The 10,753-nt window shown below is 74.1% G+C and carries 10 protein-coding genes; 5 read left to right on the top strand and 5 right to left on the bottom strand.

What is annotated here, in order from left to right; translation table 11 throughout:
* The first annotated feature begins 1 nt into the window (after position 1).
* The 4 genes from PSED_RS29790 to PSED_RS29775 all read left to right on the top strand — a co-directional run bounded on the left by PSED_RS29790 (position 2) and on the right by PSED_RS29775 (position 4,100).
* Positions 2-781, top strand: a complete 780-nt coding sequence (locus PSED_RS29790; RefSeq protein ID WP_013677952.1) for an enoyl-CoA hydratase/isomerase family protein — start codon at positions 2-4, stop codon at positions 779-781.
* Entirely contained in the window at positions 781-1,653 is an 873-nt protein-coding gene (locus PSED_RS29785) for an FAD binding domain-containing protein (RefSeq protein WP_013677951.1), read from the top strand. Before PSED_RS29790 ends, PSED_RS29785 begins: the two co-directional genes overlap by 1 nt.
* 59 nt (positions 1,654-1,712) lie before the next feature.
* Positions 1,713-2,921 (top strand): xanthine dehydrogenase family Fe-S subunit, encoded by a 1,209-nt coding sequence (locus PSED_RS29780; RefSeq protein ID WP_233899199.1) that lies wholly within the window; start codon positions 1,713-1,715, stop codon positions 2,919-2,921.
* Positions 2,922-2,996: 75 nt separating this feature from the next.
* On the top strand, positions 2,997-4,100 hold the full coding sequence (locus tag PSED_RS29775) for a serine hydrolase domain-containing protein (RefSeq protein ID WP_013677949.1): 1,104 nt from the start codon (positions 2,997-2,999) through the stop codon (positions 4,098-4,100).
* Positions 4,101-4,154: 54 nt separating this feature from the next.
* Here the strand turns inward: PSED_RS29775 and PSED_RS29770 are convergent, their stop codons facing one another.
* The 5 genes from PSED_RS29770 to PSED_RS29750 form a co-directional block, all read right to left on the bottom strand.
* The gene (locus PSED_RS29770; protein ID WP_013677948.1) at positions 4,155-4,649 is read right to left on the bottom strand and encodes a DinB family protein; all 495 of its coding nucleotides are present in this window, start codon (positions 4,647-4,649) and stop codon (positions 4,155-4,157) included.
* An 87-nt stretch (positions 4,650-4,736) separates the two neighbouring features.
* Entirely contained in the window at positions 4,737-5,723 is a 987-nt protein-coding gene (locus tag PSED_RS29765) for a phosphotransferase (protein ID WP_013677947.1), read from the bottom strand.
* 18 nt (positions 5,724-5,741) lie between these two features.
* Entirely contained in the window at positions 5,742-7,118 is a 1,377-nt protein-coding gene (locus PSED_RS29760) for a phenylacetate--CoA ligase family protein (RefSeq protein ID WP_013677946.1), read from the bottom strand.
* Positions 7,119-7,165: 47 nt separating this feature from the next.
* The gene (locus PSED_RS29755) at positions 7,166-8,167 is read right to left on the bottom strand and encodes a cation diffusion facilitator family transporter (RefSeq protein ID WP_013677945.1); all 1,002 of its coding nucleotides are present in this window, start codon (positions 8,165-8,167) and stop codon (positions 7,166-7,168) included.
* A gap of 36 nt (positions 8,168-8,203) precedes the next feature.
* The gene (locus PSED_RS29750) at positions 8,204-10,027 is read right to left on the bottom strand and encodes a glycoside hydrolase family 15 protein (RefSeq protein ID WP_013677944.1); all 1,824 of its coding nucleotides are present in this window, start codon (positions 10,025-10,027) and stop codon (positions 8,204-8,206) included.
* A gap of 102 nt (positions 10,028-10,129) precedes the next feature.
* On the opposite strand from PSED_RS29750, the gene PSED_RS29745 reads away from it, so the two are divergent.
* Complete coding sequence (locus PSED_RS29745; RefSeq protein ID WP_013677943.1) at positions 10,130-10,702, top strand: QsdR family transcriptional regulator; 573 nt, start codon at positions 10,130-10,132, stop codon at positions 10,700-10,702.
* Positions 10,703-10,753 lie beyond the last annotated feature (51 nt).

Here is a 10,753-nt window from a genome sequence, read left to right as displayed (position 1 = left end):
CATGGCGCTGACCGGCGGGGACGTCCTCCTCGAGCGCAGCGGCGACGGACGGGTCGCCTACCTGACCCTGTCGCACGGCAGGTACACCGTGATCACCTGGGAGATGCGCGGGCTGGTCGCGGACCGCTTCGCGGAGATCGACGCGGACCCGGACGTGCGTGTCGTCGTCGTGCGCAGCGACGGCGAGCACTTCACCTCCGGGGGTGACATCGCCGGCTTCATGGAGGTCGACCCGATCGACTTCACCGATCTCGGGCACAACGTCACCGCCGCGGCGCGCAGCCCGAAGCCGGTGATCGCCGCGATCGACGGCTACTGCTTCGGGGTCGGGCTCGAGCTCGCGCTGTCCTGCGACATCCGGCTGGCCACGCCGCGCAGCCAGTTCGCGCTGCCGGAGATGAACCTCGGCATGATCCCGGGCTCGGGCGGCACCCAGCGGCTCGCCCGACTGATCGGGTTGTCGCGTGCGAAGTTCCACATCATGACGGCCACCCGGATCGGGGCGCAGCAGGCCCTGGACTGGGGTCTCGTCGCGGGCCTGCACGACGACCGCGCCGCGTTGACGGCCGCGACCGACGAGCTTGCGGCGAAGATGGCCACGTTCTCGCCGATCGCGCAGCGGACGGCCAAGGAGGTCCTCGACAAGGGCGTCGACGGGCCCCTCTACACCGGCATCGACCTGGAGCGGAAGGCCTACGCGATGCTGCGGTCGAGCAACGACTTCGCCGAGGGCGTGAAGGCGTTCGGAGAGAAGCGCAAGCCGGAGTTCACGGGTCGCTGATGAAGCCCGCACCGTTCGCCTACGTCCGCCCGGCCGCCGTCGCCGACGCCGTCGCCGAGCTCGCCGACGGCCACGGCAAGGTCCTGGCCGGGGGCCAGTCGCTGGTGCCGGTGCTGGCGATGCGGCTGGGCCGGCCCGCGACGCTGGTCGACATCACCGCCATCGAGGAGCTGCAGCAGCTGCGCCGCACCGGGGACCGGCTGCGGGTCGGCGCGGCCGTGCGGCAGCGCGGCGTCGAGCGCGCCGCGGACGCGGCCGCGGTCCCGCTGCTCGGGATGGCCCTCCCGTTCGTCGGGCACCGCGAGCTGCGCTCGCGCGGCACCGTGTGCGGGAGCCTCGCGCACGCGGACCCGGCCGCGGAGCTCCCCGCCGTGGCCTGCTGCCTCGGGGCCCGGATCGAGCTGGCCGGCCCCGCGGGACGGCGGACCGTCGACGCACGCGGGTTCTTCGTCGGCGCGATGACGACGGCCGTGGGCGCCGAGGACGTCGTCACGGCGGTGGAGTTCCCCGTCGCGGCGCCGGGGGACGGCTTCGGGTTCGGCGAGATCGCGCGCCGGCACGGCGACTTCGCGCTCGCCGGGGTCGCCGCGGCCGTGACCGTCCGCGAGGGCGCGGTCGACGCCGCACGGCTCGCCGGGTTCGGCATCTCCGACCGCCCGGTCTTCCGCGACGTCACCGCGCTGATGACCGCGGTCGGTGACGACCCCGACGCCCTGCGCGGCGCGACGGCTGACCTGGCCCGCGAGCTCGTCGACACCGGGGGCGACGGACACGGCTCCACCGGCTACCGGCGACGCCTGTTCGCCGTGCTGACCGCGCGCGAGCTGGGCGCGGCGCTCGCCCGGGCCCGGTCGAGCGAGGTGTCACGATGACCGGGTACCCGCGACCGCGCCCCGCCAGGGTCGGGCCCGGCGAGGCGACGGACGTCCGGATGACCGTGAACGGAGCCGAGGTCACGGTCGCCGTCACGCCGCGGATGCACCTGGCCGACGTGCTGCGCGAACAGGTCGGCCTCACCGGTACCCACCTCGGCTGCGAGCACGGCGTGTGCGGGATGTGCACGGTGCTCGTCGACGGCGACGCCGCGCGGGCGTGCCTGCTGCTCGCCGTGCAGTGCGACGGCGCCGAGGTCGTCACCGTCGAGGGGCTCGGGCGTGCCGACGACCAGCACCCGCTGCAACGCGCCTTCTCGGCCCACCACGGGCTGCAGTGCGGCTTCTGCACGCCGGGCATGTTGATGAGCAGCTACGACCTGCTCGCGAACGGCCCGCGGGGCACCTCGGTGACGCCGGAGGAGCTCCCGGCCGAGATGTCGGGGGTCTTGTGCCGGTGCACCGGGTACCGCGGGATCCTCGCCGCCGTCGCCGACACGGCCGCCGCCCATCCGGACGGGCTGCCGCCGCCGGCGAACCTGGAGTCGCGCACGGTGCTCGCCCGGTCGCGGGGCCCGGCCGCGGCGGAACCGGGGACCGAGCAGCCGGCCTCCGGCCGGGCCGGCGCGACCGAGGTCCGGGTGCCGTCGGGGGCGCCGTCCGCCTCGGTGGCGGTGAGCAGCGCGCTCACGTCCGACATCGACGACGTCTGGGCCGTCGTGCTGGACTTCCGCAGGCTGGCCAGGTGCCTGCCCGGTGCCGAGCTCGTGGAGACGCTCGACGGCGGGCTGTTCCGCGGACGTGCACGGGTGCCGCTCGGCCCGGTGACGCTCGCCTTCGAGGGTCTCGCCCAGGTGCTGGACTCGGATCCGGGGCAGCACCGGATGCGGCTCGTCGCGCAGGGCACGGACGTGGGCGGCAGCGCCACGCAGGCCGACATCCGGCTGGCCGCGCGCCCGGGTCCCGACGGCGGCACCGTGCTCGAGGCGGCGGCCGACCTCCATCTCACCGGCCGGATCGCGCAGTTCGGCCGTGCCCTGGCCGGCGACGTCAGCCGGCGCATGTTCGAGCAGCTCGCCCGCGCGGTCGACGAGGCCGCCCGCACCGGCGCCGACCCGGTGGTGTCCGTGCCGGGCCCCGCGCGGGTCCTGCTGGGGGTCGCGCGCGACGCCGCGCGACGGGTCGCGGCCGAGGCGGTGGTCCGACTGCGGACCCGACTGCGACCCCGACCGCGACGCGGTCGACGTGCCCACGGACCGAACGGGTGAGCCCGACGATCTAGCTTCAACCATATATTCTGCACTATCTTGCTGGTGCTCCCATCCATCGGCAAGGAGGCCGCAGTGAGTTCTGCTTCGACGAGTTCCGCTTCGATCGACCAGGTGCTCTACGAGGGCGCCGCGGGACCGGCGGCCGCGGGGGCCGAACGGCCCGCCACGCCGGACTCCATGTTCCGCATCGCGTCGATGACCAAGATCGTCGCGACCGTCGCCGCGCTGCAGCTCGTCGAGCGCGGTGACCTCGACCTCGACGCGCCCGTCGAGAAGTACCTGCCGCAGTTCGCCGACGTCCGGGTCCTCACGGGGTTCGACGGCGACACCCCGACGCTGCGGCCCCCGGCGTCGTCCGCCACGGTCCGCCAGCTCGTCACCCACACCGCGGGGTTCGGCTACTGGTTCTGGAACGCCGACGTGCACCGCTGGGAGGAGGTCACCGGCACCCCGAACGTGCTCGCGGGCGACCGGGCGATCTTCTCCGCGCCGATGGTCGCGGACCCGGGGACCCGCTTCGAGTACGGCATCAACACCGACTGGCTCGGGGAGGTCGTCGAGGCGGTCAGCGGGCAGCCGCTGAACGACTACCTCGCCGCGCACGTGTTCGAGCCGCTGGGCATGCGGAGCGCGACGTTCGCCCCGACCGCGGAGGCCCGGAAGGACCTGGTCGCGGTGCACGTCCCGACCGACGACGGGTGGGCGGCCACCGAGATCGACTGGTCGCCCACCCCGCAGTGGTGGGCCGGCGGCCACGGCATCTACTGCACCCCGCGCGACTACGCGCGGTTCCAGCAGATGCTGCTCAACCGCGGATCGCTCGACGGGGCGACGATCCTGAACCCGGAGACCGTCGACGACGCGTTCCGCAACCAGATCGGCGACCTCGACTTCCCCGTGCACATCCCGACCGCCGAACCGGAGACCTCGGGCCCGTGGAACGGTCCGGCGGGTCTGAAGTGGGGGCTCGGGCTGCTGCTCAACACCGCCCAGGCCCCCGGCATGCGGGCGCCCTACAGCGGCGCCTGGGCCGGAGTGTTCAACACCCACTTCTGGGTCGACCCCACGACGGGCGTCAGCGGGGCGATCTACAGCCAGTTCCTCCCGTTCATCACCGACGCCGCGCTCGGCGTGTACGCGGACTTCGAGCGCGCGGTCTACGCCGAGTTCGGCTGACTGCCGGCCGGCGGGGTGCGCCGGGCGGGTTTCGTGCCCGCTCGGCGCAGCCCGCTACCGGCCGGTGACGCCGTCGATCTGCTCGCGGAGGATGTCGGCGTGGCCCGCGTGCCGCCCGGTCTCCTCGATCATGTGCGTGAGCGCCCACCGCACCGACGGGGTGCGATGCCCCGGGTCGGGGTGCGGCACCGGCGCGCCCAGGTCGGCGCAGCCGTCGAGTATCCGGTTGGCGCGGTCGACGGTGTCCCGGTAACGGGCGACGACCTCGGCGACGGTGTCCTGCGGGTCAGCGGGGAACGTCGCCGGCCAGCTCGCGACGTGCGCACCGAGGAACGTCGCCGCCTCGACGGCGGTCAGGTGGGTGAGCAGGCCGAGGAGGTTGGTGCCCGACGGCACGCCTGCGGTGCGGACCTGCGGCTCGGGGGCGTCCTCGACCTTCGCGGCGACACCGGCGCGGAGGTGGTCGAGGAAGCCGCGGAGGACCTCGGCCTCGGTGTTCCCGGTCCGGGGTGGCGGCGTGTCGCGTCGACGGCCGGAGGTGGCGGGCATGGCGGCTCCCTTCGCGGGGTCAGGTCCTACCGGACGCGACGGCGCGGCGCCCCGGTCGTTGCCGGAACGGCACGCCGCGGCGGTCGCTCATCCGGACCGCGCGTCGTCGTGGGCGGCGGCGAACCGCTCGATCGTGGCCAGGCAGACGTCGTCGGGCTGGAACGTGCCCGCGGCCCAGGTCTGCAACCAGGAGCCGAGGCCGAAGGCGGGGGTGCGCCGATAACGCGACCAGGCGTCGGCCGGGCGGTGGCCCAGCGCGTCGAGGTAGCCCTCCAGCAGGGCCCGCTCGTGCTCGCGCCGGTCGTCGACGCACAGGCTCGACGTGACGAAGTAGCCGACGTCGTGGACCCAGCTGCCCGAGCGGACGAGCTGCCAGTCGTAGAAACCGACGCCGGTCCCGACGCCGTAGGTGTTGCCGGGGTGGGGATCGCCGTGCAGCAGCGTCTGCGGGCCGGTCGACGCGGTGCGCGCCCAGGCCCGGAAGTCCCGGTCGAGATCGGCCGCGCCGACGCGGAGCCGGTGCCCGGCGCGCCGCAGCTTCAGCAGCGCGTGCACGAAGCCGCCGCGGACGACGGGCGCCCAGGCCGGGCCGAGCCGCCACGGTCGCGCGAAGGCCGGCAGCCGGGCGTCCCAGTAGGCCGCGTGCAGTCCGGCCAGTTCGCGCAGGCCGGCGGCCACCTGCTCGACGCCCAGCGGTACGAGCGCACTGTGGGGGCGGCCGCCGCGCAGGGTCACGTCCTCCATGACGACGACGGTCGCGAGCCGGCGGCGGTCGGCGGCCGCGGCGTGGAACGCGGGGTGTTCGAGCGGCAGCCGGGTCCCGTGGCGGACGAGGTCGGTCTCGGCCTCGCGGGCACCGAGGGCGGTCAGCGCGAGGCGGCCCAGCACGCGGCCCTCGCGCTTGACGAAGACCCGCGGCGGGCCGGGTCCGTCGGCGTACGACACCTCGACGAGGGCCCGGGAGTTCGTGCCGTGGACGACGTCCCCGACCCGGGTCCGGGTGACGGGCCTGCCCAGCGCGGCACTCATCCACGACGGGGTGAGGTCGGACCAGGCCCGTGGCGCCGTCAGCACGACCGGATCATCGCGCGCTCACCCGGGCAGTGCGACGAAGCGGCGGAGCTTGCCCGTCGCGGCGTGCCGCGGGATCCGTCCGACGGTCTCGACCCGGATGGCCGCGTCGGCCAGCCCGTGCGGCGCCACCGACGTGACCAGCGCGGCGGTGACGGCGTCGACGTCGGGGGTGCCGACGACGAGCACCTCCGCGCCGTCCGGCGTCTGCCGGACCTGGTACTCGGCGATCGCGGGGTCGGTCCCCAGCACGTAGCGGAACGCCGCGGCCGGGACGGTGGCGCCCGTCGGGTAGTGGAAGTCGTCGTCGCGGCGACCGGCGATCGAGGCGACCCGTGGCATCGCGCTCCCGCACGGGCACGGTCCCGGCAGCAGGGTGACCTCGTCGCCGAGGTCGTAGCGCAGGAACGGGAAGGTGCGCCCGGCGAGCCCGGTCGCGAGCGTGCGGACCGCGGGCTCGTCGGGTCCGACCGGGCGGCCGTCGGCGTCGACACGTTCGAGGATCACCTCGTCGGCACAGATGTGCAGGCCCTCGCCCTCCCCACAGCCGACGGCCTGGACCCCGATCTCCGTCGAGCCCCACAGGTTGTGCACGGGCACGCCCCACGCGGCGGTGATGGCGTCGCGGTCCTCGTCACTCAGCGGCTCGGAGTTGGTGCTCACCCGGGTGGGGGCGACGTCGAGCCTGCCCGCGGTCACCTCGCGCGCCAGGCGTCCGATCACCGACGCGTACCCGACGAGCTGGGTCGGCCGGGCGTCGGCCACGGCGGCGCGTACCTCGTCGAAGGCGGCCGCCGCGGGGATCACCACCGTCCGCATCGCGTCGTCGGTCGCGACGTCGAAGAGCGGGGTGCTGGCGTGCGGCGGCCCGCCGGCCTCCAGCACCCCCAGCACCGACGGGCCCGACGGGCCGGAGCGGCGCGCGCCGCGCACCTGCCACCGCCAGGCCAGGCACGCCAGCGTGACGAACTGGTCCCAGTCCCAGACGTAGACGCCGCGGACGCCGGTCGAGCCGCCGGAGCTGAACACCTGCAGGCCGTCGGGGCCGTAGGAGAACCACTGCTGCGAGGCCAGCACGGCCTCGGCCCCGGCCCGGTCGACGCGCGGTGCGGTGACGATCGCGTCCCATCGGTCCTGGGCGTCGCTCTTGAGCATCGGGGGGATCCGGACGAGGTCCTCGACCGTGGCGGTGGCGGGGTCCACTGTGGTCAGCCGTGCCGCGTGGAACGGCGAACGCTCGCGGGCGAAGGCGAGCAGGGAGCGCAGCCGCTGGGTCCGGTAGCGCTCGATGCGTTCCAGGGGCCAGTCCGCTCGTGCGACGTGGTCCTCCAGCGCGGCCCGGACGGCGGCGAGGTGGGCGCCGCGCAGCCGCTCGTAGGCCGCCTTCGGGTCGGACATCGGCCCAGTGTGGACCGGTGGCGCGGCCCGGTCGAGGGTGCGGGACCTCAGCCGGTGCCCTCGCCCTGGCCCGTCGGGACCGGCCGGTGGGCGGGGCCGTGCGCCTCCTCGCAGTGGTCGGACTCGTCGTGCGCGCCGTTCTCGTGGTCGACCTGGAGCGTGGTGTGCCGCAGCCCGTGCCGGCTCCGCAGCACCTCCTCGATGTCGCTCTGGACGCGGTGGCAGTCCTCGTCGTGGAGGACGAGGACGTGCGCGGACAGCGCGGCCTCACCGGAGGTGATCTCCCACAGGTGCAGGTCGTGCACCTCGGCGACGCCCGGGATGGCGACCAGCTCGGCGCCGAGGGCCTCGGGGTCGGTCCCGCGCGGGGCGGCCTCCAGGAAGATGCGGCCGGACTCGCGGACGAGGCCCCAGCCCGCCTTGACCATCAGCGCCGCGACGACCAGCGCGGCGATGGCGTCGGCCCGGGTGAACCCGGTGGTCACGAGGACGACGCCGGCTATGGCCGTCGCGACGAAGGCGAAGAGGTCGTTGAGGATGTGCTGGAAGGCGCCCTCGACGTTGAGCGAGGTGCGGTTCGCGCGGCTGATGCACCAGGTCGCGGCCAGGTTCACGACGATGCCGACCAGCGCGGTGATCAGGACGAGCCCGCCCTCGACCTGCGGTGGGTCGACGAGCCGGCTGATGCCCTCGTATCCGAACCAGACGGCGAGCAGCAGCAGCGTGATGCCGTTGGCCTGGGCGGAGAGGATCTCGATGCGCCGCAGGCCGTAGGTGTACCCGCCGGTGGCCGGCCGGGCGGCGAGCCGGATGGCGATGAGCGCCAGCACGATCGCGGCGGCGTCGGTCAGCATGTGCGCCGAGTCGGACAGCAGCGCCAGCGAGCCCGCGACGAGCCCGATCACGAACTCCGCGACCATGAACGCCGAGATGAGGACCAGCGCGAACGTGAGCCAACGCCGGTCGGTGGCGGCGGACACGCCGTGCCCGTGCCCGTGGCCGTGCCCGTGTCCGGTGGCGGCGCCGGCCGGCTCGCGCAGTGCTCCCACGCCCCGGAACTTATAGTGTTATGCGCATAAGTGCAATCAGCGTCGGCGGTCGAGCGCCTCGTCGAGGGTGACCGCCGCGTCGATCAGGGCGAGGTGGGTGAACGCCTGCGGGAAGTTGCCGATCTGCTCGCCGGTCAGCGCGATCTCCTCGGAGAACAGGCCGACGTGGTTGGCGTAGGTCAGCATCTTCTCGAACGCGAGCTGCGCGTCGTCGAGCCGACCCGCCCGGGCCAGCGCGTCGACGTACATGAACGAGCACAGCGAGAACGTGCCCTCCGAGCCGCGCAGACCGTCGGGGGAGGCGGCCGGGTCGTAGCGGTACACGAGGCTGTCGGTGACCAGCTCCTGCTCCATCGCGGCGAGGGTGGAGTGCCACATCGGGTCGGTGGGCACCACGAACCCGACCGTCGCCATCCGCAGCAGCGACGAGTCGAGGACCTTGTCGTCGTAGTGCTGGACGAAGGCCCGCCGCTCCTCGTCGAAGCCGCGGGTCATGATCTGGTCGTAGATCGCGTCCCTGGCCGCCGTCCAGCCCGCGACGTCGGCGGGCCGGCCGCGTTCGCCGGCCATCCGGATGCCGCGGTCGAACGCCACCCAGCTCATCAGCCGGCCGTACGTGAAGTCCTTGCGCCCGCCGCGGGTCTCCCAGATGCCCTCCTCCGGCTGGTCCCAGTTGCGGGCCAGCCAGTCGAGCACCCCGCCGATCTGTTTCCAGCCGCGGTGCCCGTAGGCGATGCCGCGCCGGTCGGCGAAGGAGATGCTGTCGAGCGCCTCGCCGTAGATGTCGAGCTGCAGTTGGTCGGCGGCGCCGTTGCCGATGCGCACCGGCCGTGAGCCGCGATGGCCCGACCAGTGCGGCAGCTCCTCCTCGGAGAGGTCGGACGTGCCGTCGACGCGGTACATGATCTTGAGCGGCGAGCCCGAGTCGCCCGCCTCGCCGACCCGTTCGCGCAGCCAGCCGACGAACTGCGCCGCCTCCCCGGTGAAGCCCATCTTGAGCAGCGCGTACACGCTGAACGACGCGTCGCGCACCCACGTGTAGCGGTAGTCCCAGTTGCGCTCGCCGCCGAGCTGCTCGGGCAGCGCCGCGGTCGGCGCCGCGACGAGCGCACCCGTCGGCCGGTAGGTCATCAGCTTGAGGGTGATCGCGGACCGGCCGAGCATCTCCCGCCAGCGGCCCCGGTAGGTGGAGCGGCCCAGCCAGGTCCGCCAGAACCCGACGGTCTCGTCGAACAGCTGCCGCAGTTCGGCGACCCGCATGTCCCGCGGCGGCCCGGACGCGCCCGCCTCCAGCACCATCCCGCGCAGATCACCCGCCTTGAGGTCGACGCGCACCTGCAGGTCGCCGTCGTCGACCGCGACATGCCCGAGCTCCGGGTCGCCGGGCTCGCGCACGCCGTGCAGCGTGAGCGTGAGGTCGTCGGTGGCGAACACCGCGCCGTGGTCGTTGAGGTGCAGTGCGTGCCGGGCCCGCCCGTAGTCGAACCGCGGTGCGATGTCGACGTCGAACGACACCTCGCCGCGCACGCACCGCAGCATCCGCACGATGCGGTGGTGGCCGGTGACGTCAGGGCCGGCGGGCGGCATGAAGTCGACGACCTCGCTGACGCCGCCCTCGGAGATGAACCGGGTGATCAGCACGGCCGTGTCCGGGTGGTACATCTGCTTGGACTGGTAGACCGCCCGGCTCGGACGGATCCGGAAGTGGCCGCCCTTCGCGTCGTCGAGCAGAGCCCCGAACACCGACGGGGAGTCGAACCGAGGGCAGCAGAACCAGTCGATGGACCCGTCGGTGCTGACCAGGGCCGCCGTGTGCAGGTCCCCGATGAGACCGTGCTCGGCGATCGCCGCCTCGACCATCGTCGTCCCCCTCGCTCGTCCGGCCGTGATCAGCTTTTCAGTCACCGCAGCCCGGCGCCAGGCCCCGTCGACCGGGCCGCGACGGCCGGGCACGATGTCGCCATGACGGGGACGGCCGAGGGGGTCACCGCGGCGGTCCGGCTGGCGCGCCGGGCCTTCGTGGCCGGTGAGCGCATCGACCTCAATCGGCTCTCCGCCGAGCTGGGGGTCGACCGGACGACGCTGTTCCGCTGGGTCGGCAACCGCGACCAGCTGATCGGCACGGTGCTGATCTCGCTGGCCGACCCCACCCTGCGCGGGGTCGCCGAACGGACCGGCGGGTGCGGCCCCGAGCGCGTCGGGAGGATCATGGGCGAGTTCTCCCGCGCCGTGATCGAGGCGCCGTACTACCGCGCGTTCCTGCGTCGCGAGACCGAGCGTGCGCTCAGGCTGATCACCACCCGGGCCGGGCCGGTGCAGCGCCACGTCGTCGAGGCGGTCCGGGAGCTCGTCCGGGTCGAGCTCGCGCGCAGCGACCGGGTGCCGACGATGCCGCTGCCCGACCTGGCCTACCTGGTGACCCGCATCGCCGAGTCGTTCATCTACACCGACCTGATCAGCGGCGAGGATCCGGACGCGGACAAGGCGGAGGCAGCCGTCACGGCGTTGCTGCGCGGGGCCTCCCGGCCGCGGTGACGGTCGGGCGGCGCCGCCGCTGCCGCCATCCGGCCGTTGACAGCGGTTCCG

The organism is Pseudonocardia benzenivorans CB1190, from assembly GCF_000196675.2.
Lineage (GTDB): Bacteria > Actinomycetota > Actinomycetes > Mycobacteriales > Pseudonocardiaceae > Pseudonocardia > Pseudonocardia benzenivorans.
This window is presented reverse-complemented; position numbering and strand designations above follow the sequence as displayed.